This window comes from Winogradskyella sp. 4-2091 (assembly GCF_045765065.1).
Lineage (GTDB): Bacteria > Bacteroidota > Bacteroidia > Flavobacteriales > Flavobacteriaceae > Winogradskyella.
Genome location: NZ_JBJKOD010000004.1, coordinates 44339 through 63490, shown reverse-complemented (window position 1 = coordinate 63490; position 19152 = coordinate 44339). Strand labels below are relative to the sequence as shown.

Annotated in this window: 16 protein-coding genes; 7 read left to right on the top strand and 9 right to left on the bottom strand. The window is 32.4% G+C overall.

What is annotated here, in order from left to right; genetic code table 11:
* The first annotated feature begins 4 nt into the window (after nucleotides 1-4).
* Complete coding sequence (locus ACJBCC_RS06460; RefSeq protein ID WP_407556708.1) at nucleotides 5-1966, top strand: M1 family metallopeptidase; 1962 nt, start codon at nucleotides 5-7, stop codon at nucleotides 1964-1966.
* Nucleotides 1966-2850, top strand: coding sequence for a patatin family protein (locus ACJBCC_RS06455; protein WP_173282192.1), 885 nt, complete (start codon nucleotides 1966-1968; stop codon nucleotides 2848-2850). Before ACJBCC_RS06460 ends, ACJBCC_RS06455 begins: the two co-directional genes overlap by 1 nt.
* 70 nt (nucleotides 2851-2920) lie before the next feature.
* On the opposite strand, the gene ACJBCC_RS06450 is transcribed toward ACJBCC_RS06455, so the two are convergent.
* Nucleotides 2921-3442 carry a hypothetical protein gene (locus ACJBCC_RS06450; protein ID WP_299101107.1) on the bottom strand — a complete coding sequence of 174 codons (522 nt, stop codon included), beginning with the start codon at nucleotides 3440-3442 and terminating at the stop codon, nucleotides 2921-2923.
* Nucleotides 3443-3572: 130 nt separating this feature from the next.
* Here ACJBCC_RS06450 and ACJBCC_RS06445 point away from each other — a divergent pair, with 130 nt between their 5' ends.
* Both ACJBCC_RS06445 and ACJBCC_RS06440 read left to right on the top strand, forming a co-directional pair.
* Nucleotides 3573-5141 carry a hypothetical protein gene (locus ACJBCC_RS06445; protein WP_407556707.1) on the top strand — a complete coding sequence of 523 codons (1569 nt, stop codon included), beginning with the start codon at nucleotides 3573-3575 and terminating at the stop codon, nucleotides 5139-5141.
* Between the two features lie 98 nt (nucleotides 5142-5239).
* The gene (locus tag ACJBCC_RS06440; protein WP_407556705.1) at nucleotides 5240-7570 is read left to right on the top strand and encodes an ATP-dependent helicase; all 2331 of its coding nucleotides are present in this window, start codon (nucleotides 5240-5242) and stop codon (nucleotides 7568-7570) included.
* 2 nt (nucleotides 7571-7572) lie between these two features.
* On the opposite strand, the gene ACJBCC_RS06435 is transcribed toward ACJBCC_RS06440, so the two are convergent.
* The 3 genes from ACJBCC_RS06435 to ACJBCC_RS06425 form a co-directional block, all read right to left on the bottom strand.
* Entirely contained in the window at nucleotides 7573-8517 is a 945-nt protein-coding gene (locus ACJBCC_RS06435; RefSeq protein ID WP_407556704.1) for a hypothetical protein, read from the bottom strand.
* The gene (locus tag ACJBCC_RS06430; protein ID WP_407556703.1) at nucleotides 8514-9473 is read right to left on the bottom strand and encodes an aspartyl protease family protein; all 960 of its coding nucleotides are present in this window, start codon (nucleotides 9471-9473) and stop codon (nucleotides 8514-8516) included. Before ACJBCC_RS06430 ends, ACJBCC_RS06435 begins: the two co-directional genes overlap by 4 nt.
* Nucleotides 9474-9556: 83 nt before the next feature.
* Nucleotides 9557-10420: an alpha/beta hydrolase gene (locus ACJBCC_RS06425; protein WP_299101117.1), complete on the bottom strand. Its 864-nt coding sequence runs from the start codon at nucleotides 10418-10420 to the stop codon at nucleotides 9557-9559.
* A 58-nt stretch (nucleotides 10421-10478) separates the two neighbouring features.
* On the opposite strand from ACJBCC_RS06425, the gene ACJBCC_RS06420 reads away from it, so the two are divergent.
* The gene (locus ACJBCC_RS06420; protein ID WP_299101119.1) at nucleotides 10479-11099 is read left to right on the top strand and encodes an L-threonylcarbamoyladenylate synthase; all 621 of its coding nucleotides are present in this window, start codon (nucleotides 10479-10481) and stop codon (nucleotides 11097-11099) included.
* A gap of 2 nt (nucleotides 11100-11101) precedes the next feature.
* Here the strand turns inward: ACJBCC_RS06420 and ACJBCC_RS06415 are convergent, their stop codons facing one another.
* Nucleotides 11102-12298, bottom strand: coding sequence for a multidrug effflux MFS transporter (locus ACJBCC_RS06415; RefSeq protein ID WP_407556702.1), 1197 nt, complete (start codon nucleotides 12296-12298; stop codon nucleotides 11102-11104).
* Nucleotides 12299-12463: 165 nt separating this feature from the next.
* Here ACJBCC_RS06415 and ACJBCC_RS06410 point away from each other — a divergent pair, with 165 nt between their 5' ends.
* Together ACJBCC_RS06410 and ACJBCC_RS06405 are read left to right on the top strand one after the other, a co-directional pair.
* Nucleotides 12464-14236, top strand: a complete 1773-nt coding sequence (locus ACJBCC_RS06410; RefSeq protein ID WP_407556701.1) for an ABC transporter ATP-binding protein — start codon at nucleotides 12464-12466, stop codon at nucleotides 14234-14236.
* A 27-nt stretch (nucleotides 14237-14263) separates the two neighbouring features.
* Nucleotides 14264-14710 (top strand): DUF1572 family protein, encoded by a 447-nt coding sequence (locus ACJBCC_RS06405; RefSeq protein ID WP_299101125.1) that lies wholly within the window; start codon nucleotides 14264-14266, stop codon nucleotides 14708-14710.
* Nucleotides 14711-14765: 55 nt separating this feature from the next.
* On the opposite strand, the gene ACJBCC_RS06400 is transcribed toward ACJBCC_RS06405, so the two are convergent.
* The 4 genes from ACJBCC_RS06400 to ACJBCC_RS06385 form a co-directional block, all read right to left on the bottom strand.
* Nucleotides 14766-16307, bottom strand: coding sequence for an acyl-CoA carboxylase subunit beta (locus tag ACJBCC_RS06400; RefSeq protein WP_299101127.1), 1542 nt, complete (start codon nucleotides 16305-16307; stop codon nucleotides 14766-14768).
* 166 nt (nucleotides 16308-16473) lie between these two features.
* Nucleotides 16474-17913: an acetyl-CoA carboxylase biotin carboxylase subunit gene (gene accC / locus ACJBCC_RS06395; protein ID WP_407556700.1), complete on the bottom strand. Its 1440-nt coding sequence runs from the start codon at nucleotides 17911-17913 to the stop codon at nucleotides 16474-16476.
* A gap of 1 nt (nucleotide 17914) precedes the next feature.
* The gene (locus ACJBCC_RS06390) at nucleotides 17915-18391 is read right to left on the bottom strand and encodes an acetyl-CoA carboxylase biotin carboxyl carrier protein subunit (RefSeq protein ID WP_407556699.1); all 477 of its coding nucleotides are present in this window, start codon (nucleotides 18389-18391) and stop codon (nucleotides 17915-17917) included.
* 83 nt (nucleotides 18392-18474) lie between these two features.
* The gene (locus tag ACJBCC_RS06385; protein ID WP_407556698.1) at nucleotides 18475-19152 is read right to left on the bottom strand and encodes a PrsW family intramembrane metalloprotease; all 678 of its coding nucleotides are present in this window, start codon (nucleotides 19150-19152) and stop codon (nucleotides 18475-18477) included.

Below are 19152 nucleotides of genomic sequence, written 5' to 3'. Positions count from 1 at the left end.
ATTTATGAAGAATTCTATTATCTATTTATTTGTTTTTATTAGCAGCCTTTCCTTTGCTCAGCAAACGGATTATGTGGATTTTTTGAATTTGAATGCAAGAATTGTTCTGGTTCCTGATTCTTCAAAAGTTACAGGAAAAGTTAACTATGACTTGAAAATGCTTAAAAATTCTGATTCCATTTTTATTGATGCAATAAATATGAAGTTTGAGAATGTTCTACTTAATGGTAAGGTAATTAATTTTAATAATGATTCAAAAAAAATATGGATAAAGCATGTTTTATCAAAGGATAGTACTTACAGGCTTTCGTTTAAATATGTAGCATATCCGAAGAAAGCATTTTATTATCTAAATAGAGAAAACGAGCGTAATATTTGGACTCAAGGACAGGGTAAATATACAAGCAATTGGTTACCTAGTTTTGATGATGTTAATGAAAAAGTTGAGTTTGATTTGTCTTTTATTTCTGAATCCAAATATGAGCTTATTTCAAATGGTAGGTTATTAAAAAGAGATTGTTTTCAAAATTATTGTGAATGGATTTATAACATGAAAAAACCAATGTCTAGCTACTTAGTAGCACTAGCAATTGGTAAATACGATAAGAAAACTGAAACTTCTAAATCCGGAATTCCATTAGAATATTACTATTACCCAGAAGATTCTTTAAAATTTGAACCTACGTATCGTTATTCAAAACAGATGTTCGATTTTTTAGAAGAAGAAATTGGTTTTCCTTTTCCTTGGCAGAATTATAAACAAGTTCCTGTTCACGATTTTTTATATTCAGGTATGGAAAACACAAGTCTAACCATTTTTTCAGATGCATTTGTAGTCGATTCTATTGGGTTTAATGATAAAAATTATGTCAATGTTAATGCACATGAGTTAGCACATCAATGGTTTGGAGATTTGGTAACAGCAAAATCTGGTAAACATCATTGGTTGCAAGAAGGTTTTGCAACGTATTACGCACTTTTAGCCGAACGCGATATTTTTGGTGATGACTATTTTTATTTTAAATTATTAGAAAACGTACTCGATTTAAGTCGGCAAGATTTAACTGGTAATGGCACGTCATTACTAGACGAGAAAGCCAGTAGTTTAACCTTTTACCAAAGAGGTGCTTTTGTGTTGCATGCTTTGAAAGATAAAGTCGGTGATGCTGTGTTTAAAAAAGCAGTAAAAAACTATCTAACAAAGTATCAGTTTGGCAATGTAGAAACCAAAGATTTTATCGCTGAAGTCCAAAAAGTTTATGGTAAATCGTTAACCAGCTTTGTGAATTATTGGATTGTAAATAAAGATTTTCCATACGAACAGGCGTTTGAAATTCTAAAAAAGCAATCTGTGTTTGTGAATGAATATGCAATAGTAGATTGCGAAGCGCAGTCTTCTAAATGTGCAGAGCAACTTAAGTACTATATCTCAGATGAAGCTAAAGCTAAGATTATTTCTCAAGTACCAGACTTAGTAACAGCAGATACCTTTAAAAACGGTTTGAAAGTAAGACAGGCGATTGCGCAACATGTAACAAAAATTCCTTTAGCTTTAAAATCAGAGTATGAGAAATTGTTAGACGATAAATCGTATGTTACTATAGAAAGTGCATTGTATAATCTTTGGACTAGTTTTCCGGCAGATCGTGCTAAATACTTATCTAAAACGAGAGATGTTGTTGGTTTTAGCGATAAAAATGTACGTCTATTATGGATAGTTTTAAATTTAAACACGCCATTCTACGAAGCCGATAATAAATATGAACTCTTTAATGAATTAAAACAATATACTGGAGAAAAATATAATGCAGAATTAAGAATGAGCGCATTTAATTACCTTTACTTAATGAAATCTTGTGACGAAGACTGTATTTCTGAATTAGAAAAAGCGAAATCGCATCATAACTGGAGAATGGTTAAGTTTGCAAAAGATTTAATTAAAAAAATAGAAGAAAACAAAAATTAATGCGAGCATTAGTCATATCTGGAGGAGGAAGTAAAGGTGCATTTGCTGGTGGTGTTGCACAGTATTTAATGGAACGCGAAAAACATAATTACGATATGTTTTTAGGGACTTCAACAGGTAGTTTGTTGGTGCCACATCTAGCGGTAAATGAAATAGGTAAGCTTTATGATATTTTTACAAATGTACAGCAGACTGATATTTTTAGTATAAGTCCATTCGTGCAACGTAAAAAAGGCGATAGAGAGTATGTTTCAATAGATTTTATTAATTCGTTATGGCAATTTATTAGGCGAAAGCGAACGTTCGGAGAGAGTAAAGCCTTAAGAAAACACATTAGAAAAAATGTAACCTATGAGGAATATTTAAAAATTAGAAAAGAAAAGCATGATGTTGTCGTCACTGTTTCAAATTTATCAATGAACCGTGTGGAGTATAAATCTATACAAGAGTGTTCTTATGAAGAGTTTTGTAATTGGATTTGGATTTCATGTAATTACATTCCTTTTATGTCTTTAGCCAAAGTAGATGGTTATGAATATGCAGATGGTGGCTTAGGTAGTGTTATTCCTATTAGAGAAGCAATTTTAAGAGGCGCAACAGAAATTGATGCCATAGTGCTAGAAGCGGAAACTTTAGGAAAGCAAAAGGTATTGGGTAAAAACCCATTTTCGTTAATGATAAGCCTTTTTGGTCACCTGTTAGATCAGGTAGAGAAAAATGATATAATAATAGGTAAGTTGGCTGCAAAGCATAGAAATGTAAAATTGAATCTCTATTACACTCCTACAACTCTCACTGAAAATTCATTAATCTTTAGCAAACGACTTATGGAAAAATGGTGGCGAGAAGGTTATGAATACGCTGAGAAACGTCACGATAAATAGTTTCTATGTAAATCGTTTTAACGAAGTTCTAATATTCCAACAATCTATAAGGTTTAGTAATCTCAAAAAATTACCACATCTCACTAACCTCTTGTTTAATGAAAGCTAATGCGGCACCACTTGGCGCAGGCTTATCCATTAAATCAGTTAATACAACTTCTCTTAGCTTTGTGGCAGAGTCTGTAGATTCTTGCATTGTTGCTTTTCTTATAAGTTGAATCGTTGCGTTTTTTGCCGCTTGTGTAATAGACCAACATTGGTCACTTACATAGATTTGCTGAGATAAATTATGTTCAAATTCTTGTTCTATAGTAGCAATAAGTAATGCTTCGTAATCTTCTTTATTTGAGGATGTTGGGTTAACCCTTGTAAGCAATTTAGAAGGTGCAACACGTTCTAAAAAAAGTGCCATACGTTCATAGGCTTGTAAACGTAATGGAAAGGTTTCTTTCTGTAAATCTTTTTGCAATAGAAAGTTTCTTCTATTATTTTCATTGTCAGTATGCATCTTAAAAAAGTAATATGCAATAGCACCAACAATTAAAGCAGGTGCAATACTAAAAATAAGCTCTATTATTTTATCGATATCCATTTCAATTGATTTTTTTGAGTTAAGAATAACTTGTTTGAAGTTAAAACCAATACGTGTATTAACGTATCTTGATGCTTCAACTTGTAAAGTTAATTTATTTTACAGATTCTGAAAATTTATGCATCAAACTATGACCAAAAAATATAAAAAACCAGGAATTATTATTGCAACAATAGTCTTAGTGTCAATCCTCTTATCTTTTATACTGAATATGGTATTAGAGCAAAAAATCTCCAAGGCCATTGCTAATTTACCTGATTCTGTTCTGGTTGACTATAAGTCTATAGATACTAATATTTGGTTGGGTAATATAGAGGTCACTATGCCAAAAATAGAAGTCAAAGGAAAAAATACAAACGAAATTATTCTTGATGCGAAAACTAAAACTATTGAATTGAATGACCTAAGCTATTGGGAATTTTTAGTTAATGATAAAATTGACATTAATCAAATTTTTGTTAACCAACTCATTGCTAATTATAAGCACAATTCAGTTGTTAAAAACGATTCATATCAGGCTAGTTTTATAGAAAACATTAAGCAAGTCATAGGTGTAAATGAAATTCTCATCAATGATTCTAATGTGCTTATCTCAGATTACAAGACAGATTCTATAATTGTGAGTGTACCTGTTTTAAAGATTAACTTAAATGATTTAGAATTAAATCCTCACGTAGAAGGTTTAAAAAATCAAATTAAGTATAGCGACTTCAGTTTAGAAGCTAATGACCTGATGTATGCCATAAGTGATTTTGAAATCTTAACTGCAAGTTTATTTAAATTTTCAAATAATAGTATAGACATAGAAAGCTTAAGTATTAAAACTAAATATGGTAAAACGGAATATTCTAGAATTTTAAAAACTGAACGAGATCACTTTGACTTATCCATAAAAGAAATTGACTTCGTAGGTTTAGATTATGGGTTTAATGAAAATGATGCCTTTTATTTAATTTCAGATCATATAAAATTAAACACACCTGAGGCCGAAATTTATAGAGATAAGTTAGTCGCAGATGATATAACCCATAAACCATTTTATGCTTCAATTCTACGTGATCTTGATTTTCAGTTAGATTTGAAACAAATAAACATTGATAACGGAAAGATCTCTTATTTAGAGAAAGTGAACATGGAAAATCCGGCAGGTCGATTAGATTTTTCAAATATGGAAGTCATATTAACTAATGTGAGTAATATTAACGCAAATCAGCCAACGGAAATTGAAATCAATACAACATTTATGGAAAATTCAATTCTAAAAGTAGATTGGAATTTTGTTGTGGCTAATGAATCAGATGAATTTGAGTTTAAAGCAGATTTAGGTGTATTTGAAGTGAACCAATTAGATCAATTTTCAAAATCTAATCTTAATGTAGATTTAAATGGCGCATTAGCGCAAACTTATTTTACAATTAGTGGAAATAAAGAGAGTTCGCGTGTTAACTTAAAAATGAAATATGATGATTTTGAGGTTGTTATTTTGAAGAAAAATGGAAAAGAGAGAAATAAATTTTTGTCAAACTTGGTAAATTTAATTGTAAAAGACAATAGTAGAGACGAAGGTAATATTTATAGATATGGATTAGATGAAACGGTAGAAAGAGACAAAACGAAATCTGTATTTAATTTTGTTTGGTTAAATGTTAGACAAGGATTATTAGATGCAATGACTGGTGATGGGACTAAGGAAAACTAATTATCTTACAATTTTATAATATTGTTTTAATATTTGTAGTGTTTCAATTCGGATAAGAATAAGACTATCCGTAAATTTACAGCTTCAAAAAAACAAGCTTGGAAAAATATCTCAGTCAACTTAATGAGGCACAACTAGAACCCACAATTCAGGTCGATGGACCTATGATAATAATTGCTGGTGCAGGTTCTGGAAAAACACGTGTTTTAACCTTTCGTATTGCTTACTTAATGAGCAAAGGCATTGATTCGTTCAATATTTTAGCCTTAACGTTTACAAATAAGGCCGCAAAAGAAATGAAAGGACGTATTGCTGATATTGTTGGTGATGGCGAAGCAAAGAACCTTTGGATGGGTACTTTTCACTCTGTTTTTGCTAAGATTTTACGATTTGAGGGTCATCATTTAGGCTTTCCTAGTAACTTCACTATATACGACACACAAGATTCTCAAAAGTTGATGGGTTCTATTATTAAAGAAATGGGACTTGATAAGGATATTTACAAAACAAAGCAGGTTTATAGTAGAATTTCTTCATACAAAAACAGTTTAATTACGGTTAAAGCCTATTATCGCAATCCTGAATTAATGGAAGCTGATGCTATGGCAAGACGACCAAAAATGGGTGAAATTTATAAGGAATATGTGGATCGATGCTTTAAAGCTGGTGCAATGGATTTTGATGATTTATTATTAAGAACCAATGAGCTTTTAACGCGTTTTCCAAATGTTTTAGCGCAGTACCAAAACAAGTTTCGTTATATTCTGGTAGATGAGTACCAAGATACAAACCACTCTCAATATTTAATAGTACGTGCTTTAGCAGATCGTTTTCAAAACATTTGTGTTGTAGGTGATGATGCTCAAAGTATCTATGCGTTCCGTGGCGCGAACATCAATAATATTTTAAATTTCCAAAAGGATTACGATAATGTAAAAATGTATCGTCTAGAACAAAATTACCGTTCTACAAAAAATATTGTTGGTGCTGCAAACTCAGTAATTGAACATAATAAAACAAAACTTGATAAAATAGTTTGGACAGCCAATGATGTTGGTGAAAAGGTCATTGTACATAGAGCATTGACTGATGGTGATGAAGGGCGTTATGTAGCAAGTACTATTTGGGAAACTAAAATGAACGAGCAACTTCATAATAGTGATTTTGCAGTTCTATATCGTACTAATGCACAGTCTAGAGCGATTGAAGATGCTTTAAGAAAACGAGATATTCCTTACCGAATTTATGGAGGTTTATCATTTTACCAGCGCAAAGAGATAAAAGATGTTACAGCATATTTACGTCTAATACTTAACTCAGCAGATGAAGAAGCATTAAAACGTGTTATTAATTATCCTGCAAGAGGTATTGGACAAACCACAGTAGATCGTTTAATTGTTGCAGCTAATGCAACTGGTAAAACAATATATGATCTTATTAAGGATATTGATTCAGTAAATATCAACATCAATAATGGAACTAAAGGCAAATTAAGAGATTTTGTAACGCTTATTGAGAGTTATAAAGTAATGAATCAAACAGCGAATGCCTTTGATTTGTCAGAACACGTAACCAAGACTAGTGGTTTAATTAGAGAGCTTGGAAAAGATGGTACACCAGAAGGTGTAACAAAACTAGATAACGTTCAGGAGTTACTCAATGGTATAAAAGATTTTGTTGAAGGTCAAATGGAATTAGCTGATGCTGGTGATTCTTTAGCAGAATTTTTAGAAGATGTTGCCTTAGCTACAGATTTAGATGGCGATAAAGGCGATCCTAACCATGTAGCTTTAATGACAATTCACTTAGCGAAAGGGTTAGAGTTTGGGCATGTTTTTATTGTTGGTATGGAGGAAGATTTATTTCCGAGTGCCATGAGTATGAATACCAGAAGTGAGCTAGAAGAAGAACGAAGATTATTTTATGTTGCCTTAACCAGAGCAGAAAAACAAGCCTATTTAACATATACATTATCTAGATACCGTTGGGGAAAATTAATAGATGCAGAACCAAGCCGATTTATTGAAGAGATAGATGATGAGTTTGTAAACATAACAACACCTTTAAAAGAACGATTTAATCCTATGTTAGATGCTACTATATTTGGAGATATAGAGCCTAATAAAGTAAGATTTGCAAAACCTAAAACTGCAAAAATGCCAAAAAAGAAGATAAAAGCGAAGCCAGAGAATTTTGAAATTAGTGCACCCAAGAAAATGGTGCCAGTAAGTAAAGCAGACAGTAGTACTGACGCTACAAATACAAGTTTAGAAGTTGGTAGTAAAGTTAATCATCAACGTTTTGGTAGAGGAGAAGTGATTAAATTAGAAGGTAAAGGTGCAGACGCAAAAGCCGAAATTAAATTTCAGAAAGGCGATACTAAAAAATTATTGTTGCGTTTTGCTAAGCTTCAAATAATGAGAGGGTAATTTTACTTTACCATACAGACCGAATTAATGTTTCCTTCACCATCGTACTCTTTAACAGAATTGTGAGGATCAGTAAACCATTTTCCATCAACAATAAACTTATAATGGTGTTTACCACCAGATAGTCTTTTGGTATAGGTCCAGCAATTTTCAGTTTTGGTCATTACGTAATCATTCTCAGACCAATTGTTAAAATCGCCACTTAAGATTACTGTATTTGCATCTTCAAAATCGCAGAGTTTAAAGGTTACGTTTTTCTGTACATCAATAACAGAATTATAGCCATTGAACTCGTTTACTTTTTTTGATGGATTCTGTGGGTCTTCAATCCAATTGGCATCTATAATAAATTTATATTCATAGATGTCTGGATTTAGTTGTAATGTTACCATCCAACCATCATCTGTTGGTTTCATTACAAAACCGGTTTCATCCCAACGATTAAAGGTTCCACTTAAAATAACTTTTTTAGCGTCCTTGTAGCCTTTAAGTTTAAAACTCACGTTTCCATAATCTGTTGCAAAGGCGCTGTAAAATTTTAGATTATACACCATTAAAGAATAGCCATTGTAGTCTACAGCAGTAACACTGTTTTCAACATCACTAGTTGGTTCTGCCCAATGTTTACTATTCACAATGAATTTAAATTCCCAACCAAAATCTGAAGTAAATATAGAGAGGTCTTTTTTTAATTGGTAAATAGAATCATTTACCTGAGTCATTGGCCATTGATCTAATGCCCAATTATTAAATTCTCCTGAGACAAAGACATCATCAATTTTTTCAACGTTATTTTTAATATTAGGATAATCGTTGACATTAAATAGGAAGGTTATTTCTTTTCCTTTTATATCAAAACCCTTAATAGTTTTACTTTGAGCAATTGTTTTAAAGGCGAATAATAATGAAAAGATTAGAAAAAATAGATATTTTGATTTTATTTTCAAGGCTCAATAATAGGAAACTTAATAAAATAGAGTTTCTTTTTTTTGTAATTAATAATTGTACGTTGTTGAGCGAAAAATTCAAAGCCTAATATACCATCGAGATTAGTGCTAAATGCACTATTCATTTTTTTTAAATTAGTAAGGACAGTTTTCATTGGGCCAAAGTAAATTGAGTCGTTCAATTTAACTCTATACAAATTTCCTGCCATAACTGTCATTTTCTTACCACTAGCACCAGTAAGCTTTAGTTCTTTGCTAGGATAAAAGTAGTCTAAAATTTCTGAATCTAAGTTTTTATTCAATTGATTATACTCTGCACCAGTATCTATTCCGAATAGAACTTTTTCGTTTTCAATGAATGCATTTACAATAATGGTGTGATTCTTTAATTTAAAATCGATGCTATCATGTATGGTCTCTGCATATACCTTTTCCGATAATCGATTTCCTTGTTTATCAGTTTTAGTTAAGGTAATTTGATTAAGGTGCATATCTATAAATATTTCAAAATCCTTCAAAATACTATAGCCTATAATACCTAATACTTCTATTTTTTTAATTTTTTCAATATGCGATAGATCTATGACATCGGCTTTTAATTTTTCTAAACTAAAGTTTTCTAAACTCATTTTATCTAGAAATTTAGCCTTTACATTTTCTATATCACTGTGTACACCACTTCTTTGCTTTCCGTCTTGTACGTTGGGTTTAGAGGAATTAAAGTGAACACTATTTAAAATTAGGGTTTCGGAACCTGTATCAATAATAAAATTACCTTCTTTATCTAGTAATTCTACTTCAACGACAATGAGTTGATCTATGATTTTAAATGGAATACGAGTGGTTGAAGCGTTTACAACTTCAGCTTTAGTAAAAATGATCGGAGGTTTAATTTCGGTAGCAAAAAGCTTAGTTGAAATTAAAAAGACTAGGATGATTTTGATTGATTGATGCATGTATAATAGACTGTTAATGTTCTAAAATGTTACAGTTTTTCAATTTTTTAACATTATTAGCCGTAAACCGACGAAAGTGGTAATTATAAATGGGTTTCAATAAAAGCCTTTAGTTTTACTGATGTATCTAGCAAATTCAGTCCAACCCAACCATGGCCTTCATTAGGATATAATGTAAATTCATGCGTAACATTGAGTTCAGCAAGTTTGCTTTGCATATCTGTACCTTGCGTAGTTGGTACTAAAGGATCTTCACCACCATAAAATAAAATAGTTGGTGGTGCTGATATTGTTACTCTATGGTAAGGGCTTATTTCCTCTAAGTATGCTGTTGAAGTATCAATGCCTAAATTATTTAATAAAGCCTGTAGAATAGGGTTGGTGTTATCTAAATAAGCAGGATCAGTAAAATTGGTTGGTCCTACAACACTGCATACCATTTCGGTTTGGTTGGCAGAATCAAAACCATAACTCCAAAGTAATGATAAATGAGCACCTGCACTCGCACCAACAAAACCAATGTCGTCTGATATAGTGTAATAATCTTCATTTTCTCCAATAAACTCTACAACGCTTGTAATATCATTGATTTGCATTGGGTAAGCTTCATTAGTCTGGTCAGCCAATCTATAATTCATGTTAACCACAGCATAACTAGGCATTTGGTCTAATATAAAATCTTTAAAGTCATCCATGTCTTCTTTATCTCCAGAAGACCATCCGCCACCATGTACTAGAATAATGGTTTTAGTACTACTTGATCTGTTCGCAGGTAAATACAAGTCAAAAACTTGGTCACTATCACTACCATAAGAGACATTGAGTGCTGTGTGTGCTTCTAAAGGATTTAAAACTTCTGGTTCTTCGTCATCAGAGCCGTTAGAATCACAAGCAATAGATGTTGAAATTGAGATTAAAATTAGGAAAACGAACTTTAAATGTTTCATGAGTGATTCGTATTGAAAAATATAGTTACTTTGTAAACGTATTGGAAAGATACTTATTATGGCTGAATTTATTAAAATATATCCCGAAAATCCTAATCCTAAGGCAATTCAAAGAATTATAAAAGTCCTTAAAAATGGCGGATTAATTATATATCCTACAGATACAGTTTATGGTTTAGGTTGTGATATTACCAATATAAAAGCATTAGAAAAAATAGCCAGAATTAAAGGTGTTAAATTAGAAAAGTCGAATTTTTCATTTGTTTGTGAGGACTTAAGCAATCTCAGTGATTACGTAAAACAAATTGATACTACAACGTTTAAAATTCTAAAACGTGCTTTGCCAGGACCATATACGTTTATTCTTCCTGGTTCTAAAAATCTACCAAATCCTTTTAAAAAACGAAAAACAGTAGGTATTAGAGTGCCAGATAATTCAATAGCCTTAGCATTAGTCTCAGCATTGGGTAACCCAATTGTATCTACATCAATTAGAGATGATGATGATGTGTTAGAATATACCACTGATCCCGAATTAATTATAGAAAAATGGGATAAATTAGTAGATGTTGTTATTGATGGAGGTTATGGTGATAACGAAGCTTCTACAATAGTAGATTTATCTGAAGACGAACCAATTATTGTAAGAGAAGGTAAAGGGAGTTTAGAGATTTTTTAAGCTTATTCTCTAATTGGTTTTTTAACACTATAAAATAATAATATTCCAATTAAACCGGTTATTAAAAATCCCATAAACAACGGTAATACAGATGTTGTTATAAAAGTACCAATGTAATATGCAATAGGTACAGCCATTATGGTAGAAATAAAACCGTTTAGCGCAGATCCAATACCAGCAATATGTCCTAACGGTTGCATTGCTAAAGCTCTGTAATTACCAAATAAGAACGCCACACTTGTAAACTGAAGAATTAAGAAGAGAATTAAGATCTCTATACTTGGATTGATCCCAGACCAAAATAAAACAACATAAATCAATGAAATTAGCGTAAAAGCTAATAAAGCGATATTTACTAAATTCCACATACCAAAGCGCATTACAATAGCACTATTTAAAAAAGTAGCTAAACCAATAGTAATCGCTAAACTGGCAAATATGTATGGGAAGTAATCGCCTAAATCGTATTGTACCTGAAAAATTTGTTGCGCAGTTCCCAAATACACCATAAAAGATCCCATGATTAAACCAGAAAGAAAGGTGTAAATTATTGCTGATTTTATTTTGAAAAAGGTCTGCGATCCTGTTTTAAAAATAGACCATCGAAATGTTTTTCTGTATTTGTCATGTAATGTTTCTGGTTGACGTTTCCAAAACCATAACATTATTAAAGAACCAAATGCTAGGTTAACGTTGAATATAGATTCCCATCCAAAATTATTTAATAAAAACTGACCCAACATAGGTGCTATAACAGGAACCAAGATAAACGTCATTGTAACCACAGAAAGAATTTTAGCCATATGATCACCACTGTAAGAATCTCTAACAATAGCAACACTCATGGTTCTGGGTGAAGACAATCCAATGCCTTGTAAAACACGTCCAAAAAGCATCATTTCAAAATTTCTTGTTGTGATACAGATAATGGAAGCCACAATAAATATCCCAAACCCAACGTAAACCATAGGTTTACGACCAAAACTATCTGACAATGGTCCAAAAATTAATTGTCCAAAACCTAAGCCTAGAAATATGGTAAAAATTAGTTTTTGGTTCTCAGTTTCATTTGCACTACCCAAATAGTTTCCAATCTTAGGTAAAGCAGGTAGAACGGCATCAATTGACAAGGCAACAATGGACATTAATGCTGCCATTAGTACCACAAATTCTAACTGAGATCGGTTTTCATTTTGCATGGCGCAAAAGTAATTTATTTAAACCCTAAATTAGATTCACTTTAACATAATAATGATTTATTAATATGAAGTGTTTAAAATACCAATGAATTAAATGCCGAATGATTTTTTATTCATTTCATTTCCGTTTGCAACCGCTTATATTTGTATAAAGTTTAGCACTACATGAAGCATTTTAAAGAATCTCCTAAGAATACAAATACAGAGAAACCTAAAGTTACCTTAAAAACAGCCTTTAAAACAATTATTTGGCCAAGACGTAAATTGGTGTTGTTGGGCTTGGTGCTTATAATTATTCGGAGTTTAGCAGGTTTTGTTTTACCCTTAGAAAGTAAAGTTTTATTGGATGAGGTAGTGCCAAATAAAAACTACGATCAGTTATATATTTTAATAGGTATCGTAATAGCAGCAATTTTAGTTCAAGCTATTACGTCTTTTTTGTTAACTAAAGTATTAAGTATTCAAGCGCAATATTTAATAAGTGAATTGAGAGCACAAGTTCAAAAAAAGGTCTTGTCATTACCCATTAGCTTTTTTGATAACACAAAATCTGGTGCCTTAGTTTCTAGAATAATGACAGATGTAGAAGGTGTAAGAAACCTAATTGGTACTGGTTTAGTACAGTTGGTTGGTGGTTCATTTACAGCAATAATTACCTTAATTATATTATTACGAATGAATGTGTGGATGACGCTTTTTACATTTATTCCTTTGTCTGTTTTTGGAATTATTGCCTTAAAAGCCTTTAAATATATAAGACCAATTTTTAGAGCAAGAGGAAAAATTAATGCTGAGGTCAAAGGTCGTTTAAATGAAACTTTAGCTGGAGTTAGAGTTATAAAAGCGTTTAATGCCGAAGAACAAGAAAACAAAGTGTTTGAGAGAGGTGTAGAAAATATTTTTGAGAATGTGAAGAAGAGTATGACAGCAACGGCTATTATGACAAGTTCGTCCACGTTCTTAATTGGTTTAGCGACCACAGGCATCATGGGAATTGGTGGACACTACATGATTCAGGGAGAGATTACACCAGGAGACTTTTTACAATTTACATTTTTACTAGCCTTTATGGTTGCTCCAATTGTACAGATGAGTAATATTGGTAGTCAATTAACGGAAGCTTTGGCAGGTTTAGATCGTACCGAAGAATTAATGAGTTTAGCTACTGAAGATGAACAAAAAGACAGAATTATAGAATTAGAAACCATAAAAGGAAACATTAAATTTAATGATGTGTCATTTGCATATGAAGAAGGAAAACCTGTGCTTCATAATATTAATTTTGAGGCACCATCTGGTTCTGTCATTGCTTTAGTAGGAAGTTCTGGGTCTGGTAAATCTACGATTGCAGGTTTGTCAGCAACATTTTTAAATCCGGAATCTGGCGTTATAACTATTGATGAAAAAGATCTGTCTAAGGTAAAATTGAGTAGTTTTAGACAACACTTAGGCGTGGTTTTGCAAGATGAATTTTTGTTTGAAGGTTCTATTAAAGAGAACATTATGTTTCCTAGGCCAAACGCAACGGAAGCACAATTGCAACATGCCGTAAAAGCTGCTTATGTTAATGAGTTTACAGATAGGTTTGATGATGGATTAGACACCTTAATTGGAGAACGTGGTGTGAAACTATCAGGAGGGCAACGTCAAAGAATAGCTATTGCAAGAGCTATATTAGCAGATCCAAAAATTATTATTTTAGATGAAGCAACCTCTAATTTAGATACAGAAAGTGAAAGCTTAATTCAAAAAAGTTTATCGGAGTTAACCAATAACAGAACCACCATAGTAATAGCACATCGATTAAGTACTATTAAAAAAGCCGATCAAATTTTAGTCATTGAAGCAGGTAAAATTGCAGAACGCGGCACACACGATGAGTTGTTAAAGGCAGAAGGTCGTTATTATGATTTGTACACGTTTCAGGCAAAAATATAATTCTTAATTTTAATTAAATTCTATAATATGTTAACCGATTCATTAATCACACTTTTCAATAGAGACCTTAATAAGTTAATCGATGAGATTTCACTCTATAAAGATGAAACTAACCTTTGGATAACAGATGGCACTATTTCTAATTCAGCAGGTAGATTATGTATTCATTTATTAGGTAATTTAAATCATTTTATAGGAGCCGTCTTAGGGAAATCCGGCTATGTAAGACAGCGCGATTTAGAGTTTTCATTGGTAAATGTGCCAGCATCAGAGCTGATTTTGCAAATTGAAGACACCTTAATTATAGTTGAAAATACGTTAAAAAAATTATCAGTAAACGAATTAGAATCAGAATATGAGCTACAAGTTTTTAAAGAGCCAATGACTACAGGTTATTTTTTAATTCACTTATCATCACATTTTGCATATCATTTAGGTCAGATTAATTACCACAGAAGATTATTGGATAAATAAATAATTCCTCTATGGTAACTATAAATTTATTTTAATTAAAACAGTCTTAAATCGATTATAAAGGAATATTACCATGTTTACGCTTAGGCTTAACTATTTCTTTGTTTTCTAACATGCTAAAGGCCTTTATCAATTTACGTCTTGTGTTTTGAGGTAAAATAACTTCATCTACAAAACCACGTTCTGCAGCGCTGTAAGGATTAGCAAAGAGTTCTGCATATTCAGCTTCTTTTTCTTTCCACTTAGCATCCTTGTTTTCAGCTTTAGAAATTTCACGCTTAAAGATGATTTCGGCAGCACCTTTAGCACCCATTACAGCAATTTCAGCATTTGGCCAAGCAAAATTCATATCTGCTCCAATGTGTTTAGAGTTCATTACATCGTAAGCCCCTCCATAAGCTTTTCTTGTGATTACGGTAATTCTTGGCACTGTAGCTTCACTAAATGCATATAATAATTTTGCACCATTAACAATAATACCATTCCACTCTTGGTCAGTGCCAGGCAAAAATCCAGGGACATCTTCTAAAACTAAAAGAGGAATATTAAAACAATCACAAAAACGAACAAATCGAGCCGCTTTTTTAGAACTATTGACATCTAAAACACCTGCTAAAAACATAGGTTGATTAGCAATTACACCAACACTTTTTCCACCCAATCGTGCAAAACCTACAATGATATTTTCGGCATAATTTTTATGGATTTCATAAAAAGAATTTTCATCAATAATGCCTTCAATGACGTTATGCATGTCGTAAGGTTTATTTGGATTCTCAGGAACTATGGATGATAATACATCTCTAATTTCGTCTTTAAGTTCAAAAGGAATATCATCTGCTTTTTGTTTATTACTTTGTGGTAAATAGCTCAATAACATTTTAAGGTCTTCTAAACATTCTACATCATTAGATGATGTTTTATGTGCCACACCAGATTTTGAGGAATGCACACTGGCACCTCCTAATTCTTCACTAGTCACTTCTTCATTGGTTACTGTTTTTACAACATTTGGCCCAGTAACAAACATATAACTTGTGTCCTCTACCATTAGTGTAAAATCCGTCATGGCAGGTGAGTAAACGGCTCCACCAGCACAAGGACCCATTATGGCAGAAATCTGAGGAATAACACCAGAAGCTTGAACATTTCTGTAAAATATATCTGCATAACCACCTAATGAACGTACACCTTCTTGAATTCGTGCGCCTCCAGAATCGTTAAGTCCAATAATAGGAGCACCAACGTTAACAGCCATATCCATAATTTTACAGATTTTTTCGGCATGTGTTTCAGATAAAGAACCTCCAAAAACGGTAAAATCTTGTGCAAAAACATAAATTAATTTTCCATTGACTGTGCCATAACCAGTAACAACACCATCACCATAAAATTGTTGGTCAGCCATGCCAAAGTCTTTAGTTCTGTGTGTCACTAAAGCGCCTATTTCTTCAAATGAACCTTCATCTAAAAGATACATAACACGCTCTCTTGCTGTTAACTTTTTCTTTTGATGTTGTTTGTCTATTCTAGCTTGTCCGCCTCCTAATTTGGCTAAGGCTAATTTATCGTTTAATGTTTTTATTTTGTTGTCCATACTTTAATTGTTCTCGCTAAGTCGCAAAAGGCGCAAAGCTGTATGTATTATTTTTTTTGTCAATCTATTCCGAAGCTTCGGAAGTTTAAGATTTTTTTTTAATTGCCTAAATTACACCTCGACTACGCTTGATGTGACAGTTGTATCTCAATACTGCGACTGAAAACTAACCTGGTATTCGCAATACTTTCTGTTCAGCCAAATAATGCTTTAATGCGATTTTTGCCGCAATTTCTGCTTCAAGTTGATTTTGCTCTTCTAAAAGGCTAGGTGAGTAGTATTTTTTAACAAAATGTGTATCAAAATTTCCACTTCTAAAAGCTTCATGTTCGCAAACAAAACGACCAAAAGGTAATGTTGTTTCTACACCTTTTATATGGTAATTGTCAATGGCTTTTATCATTAACTCAATGGCTTCTTCTCTTGTTTTACCATACGTTATAAGTTTAGATAACATTGGATCATAATAAATTGGGATATCCATACCTTCTTCAAAACCATTATCTACTCTTATATTTTTACCTTCAGGTAATCTGTAAACTTCAAGATTACCGACACTTGGCAGAAAATCATTCATCGGATCTTCTGCATAAACTCTAAGTTCTAGCGCATGACCATTGATTTTTAAATCGGCTTGTTTAATGTTTAAATTTTCGCCTCTTGCCACTTTAATTTGAAGTTCTACTAAATCTACATTAGCAATCCATTCTGAAACAGGATGCTCAACTTGCAATCTTGTATTCATTTCTAAAAAGTAGAAATTTAGATTTTCATCTAATAGGAACTCTACAGTGCCAGCACCAATATAATCACAAGATCGTGCAACGTTAATCGCTGCTTGACCCATTTTTTCCCTTAATTCTGGTGTTAAAACAGCAGAAGGTGCTTCCTCAACCACTTTTTGGTGACGACGTTGTATAGAGCATTCGCGCTCAAATAAATGAATCACGTTGCCATGCATATCTGCCATAATCTGAATTTCGATATGTCTCGGAGAAGCCACGTATTTTTCTATAAACACAGACCCGTCGCCAAAAGCATTTTTAGCTTCACTTATAGCTCTATCCATTTGTGATTCAAATTCAGCTTCGTTTTCTACAATACGCATACCTTTTCCACCACCACCAGCTGAAGCTTTAATAAGGATAGGAAAACCAATGTCTTTGGCAATTTTCTTTGCTTCTGCAATGTCAGTTATGGCTTCATCTGTGCCAGGAACCATAGGAATATCATAAGCCTTAACCGTTTCTTTAGCGGCTAATTTGCTTCCCATCACTTGTATGGCTTTAGAGCGTGGACCAATGAATATAATGTTATTGGCTTCGCACAACTCAGCAAACTCAGCATTTTCACTTAAAAATCCATAACCAGGATGAATTGCGTCTACTTGCAATGCTTTTGAAACTTCAATAATTTTATCGCCTCGTAAATACGATTCGTTTGAAGGTGCAGGACCAATACAAACGGCCTGATCTGCATATTTTACGTGTGGCGAATTTCTATCAGCTTCAGAAAAAACAGCAACTGTTTTGATGCCCATTTTCTTTGCTGTTTGCATAACACGAATTGCAATTTCGCCTCTGTTTGCTACTAATATCTTTTTCATATTATTCAAATTCTATTAATAGTGAATTTTTATCGACTGTATTTCCTTCTTCTACCTTTATTGATTTAATAATACCATCGCGAGGTGAGTTAATTACATTTTCCATTTTCATGGCTTCAAGGATTAATAAAGGCTCATTTTCTTTTACTGCATCATTAACATTTACGTTAATTTCTAAAATTAATCCAGGCATTGGTGCTTTAACATCATTAATCTTTTTAGCGGCTCCAATCTCAAAACCTAAAGCTTCTATTTGTTGGTCTAAAGCATCATGAATTGTAACATTGTAAGTATTGTTATTAACTTTTATATTATAGCTCTTCTTGTTGAAATCAGTATCTAATATTTCAGCTTTTATTGTGTAGCTATCTTGAAGAATATGGAAATTGTTCGCAGTAGTTTTAACCACATCTAGAGTTTCTAAGCTATCTTTTGATACGTCAAAAGATAGTTTAGAATTGACTTTTATCTTATACATAAAAATGATTTTATTGCGCGATTGTTAATTTAAAGCTTAATCGACTGCAAAATAAAAAAATATTAAGTGATATTTTACGAAATCTATAAAGATTTGAACTGAGAATCGTCCTGATGTTTTTTTATCGCTTTACGTGCTAAAACAATTCCAATAATTAAAGACACAAATGCACCTGTAGAAATCCCTGGAATAAAATTGATGAATAAGAAGAAGTCATAAGCACCGTGAAAAAGAGTTGCCAATAAAAGACCAGTTAAATTTAAGACTAATCTGTTGTTAGAAAATTTTGCTTTTCCCATAAAATAGCCCATCAACACACCAAAAGTAGCATGAGCAGGAACGGCAGTGAAAGCGCGCATAATAGCTGTTTGGTATCCACCATCGATGACGTACATTATGTTTTCAGTGCAGGCAAAGCCCATAGAAACCATAACGGCATATATGATACCATCGTATGGTTCGTTAAAGGCTGCTTTTGGTTGTGTGTAGTATTTTACAATAACGTATTTACTAAATTCTTCAGTTAAAGCAACGACTATAAATGCCTGAATAAATTGTTGCCAAATACTGAATTGATCTGTAACAGGAATTAAACGACCTGTGAAAAAGTATATTACAAAAACTAATAGAACACTAACTATGGCGCCAAATAAAAAATTAGCAATAAGTAACCCTCTCGGTTCTTTTTCATATTTGTCTTGAACATATATGTATAATATGACACTAAAAACTGGTGCAATGGCGAGTAAAAGTAAATTCAT

Coding starts and splice junctions, on each gene's coding strand:
- ACJBCC_RS06445 (WP_407556707.1), top strand. CDS start 3,573: ATGACCAAAAAATATAAAAAACCAGGAATTATTATTGCAACAATAGTC.
- ACJBCC_RS06390 (WP_407556699.1), bottom strand. CDS start 18,391: ATGTATAAGATAAAAGTCAATTCTAAACTATCTTTTGACGTATCAAAA.
- ACJBCC_RS06460 (WP_407556708.1), top strand. CDS start 5: ATGAAGAATTCTATTATCTATTTATTTGTTTTTATTAGCAGCCTTTCC.
- ACJBCC_RS06425 (WP_299101117.1), bottom strand. CDS start 10,420: ATGAAACATTTAAAGTTCGTTTTCCTAATTTTAATCTCAATTTCAACA.
- ACJBCC_RS06400 (WP_299101127.1), bottom strand. CDS start 16,307: ATGGACAACAAAATAAAAACATTAAACGATAAATTAGCCTTAGCCAAA.
- accC (WP_407556700.1), bottom strand. CDS start 17,913: ATGAAAAAGATATTAGTAGCAAACAGAGGCGAAATTGCAATTCGTGTT.
- ACJBCC_RS06385 (WP_407556698.1), bottom strand. CDS start 19,152: ATGAATTTACTTTTACTCGCCATTGCACCAGTTTTTAGTGTCATATTA.
- ACJBCC_RS06415 (WP_407556702.1), bottom strand. CDS start 12,298: ATGCAAAATGAAAACCGATCTCAGTTAGAATTTGTGGTACTAATGGCA.
- ACJBCC_RS06410 (WP_407556701.1), top strand. CDS start 12,464: ATGAAGCATTTTAAAGAATCTCCTAAGAATACAAATACAGAGAAACCT.
- ACJBCC_RS06455 (WP_173282192.1), top strand. CDS start 1,966: ATGCGAGCATTAGTCATATCTGGAGGAGGAAGTAAAGGTGCATTTGCT.
- ACJBCC_RS06450 (WP_299101107.1), bottom strand. CDS start 3,442: ATGGATATCGATAAAATAATAGAGCTTATTTTTAGTATTGCACCTGCT.
- ACJBCC_RS06430 (WP_407556703.1), bottom strand. CDS start 9,473: ATGCATCAATCAATCAAAATCATCCTAGTCTTTTTAATTTCAACTAAG.
- ACJBCC_RS06420 (WP_299101119.1), top strand. CDS start 10,479: ATGGCTGAATTTATTAAAATATATCCCGAAAATCCTAATCCTAAGGCA.
- ACJBCC_RS06405 (WP_299101125.1), top strand. CDS start 14,264: ATGTTAACCGATTCATTAATCACACTTTTCAATAGAGACCTTAATAAG.